This window comes from Winogradskyella ouciana, assembly GCF_009709615.1.
GTDB classification, from domain to species: Bacteria; Bacteroidota; Bacteroidia; order Flavobacteriales; family Flavobacteriaceae; genus Winogradskyella; species Winogradskyella ouciana.
The window spans coordinates 1-281 of sequence record NZ_WJYA01000053.1; the positions used below are offsets into that span (position 1 = coordinate 1).

Sequence of the window (281 nt, forward strand, 5' to 3'; positions counted from 1 at the left end):
AAGAAAACACAGAATCGTTCATAATTGACCCTAAATAATTAATATTAAATTACAGCAAATAATAATAATCAATAAACATCAATAAACATTTTAAACTGACCGATTGCATACGAAGAGTCCTTGGAAGGAAGATCAACAAACGAAATGAACTTGAAACCAAATCGGGTAATTGGTGAAGCGAGTTCGTAGTCTGAGATTGTGGTAGCAATCTTTACTATCAGCTTAAAGCCATGAATGATCTTTGCCTTTTGTGGTGGAGTATTTTCCTCAACGAAAAAGTT

At 33.1% G+C, this 281-nt stretch carries 1 protein-coding gene; it reads right to left on the reverse strand.

The genetic code is table 11. The features are described 5' to 3' along the window. Positions 1-68: 68 nt before the first annotated feature. Positions 69-281 (reverse strand): hypothetical protein (locus F1003_RS17000; RefSeq protein WP_235898408.1); only part of this gene is annotated, 213 nt, incomplete at its 5' end.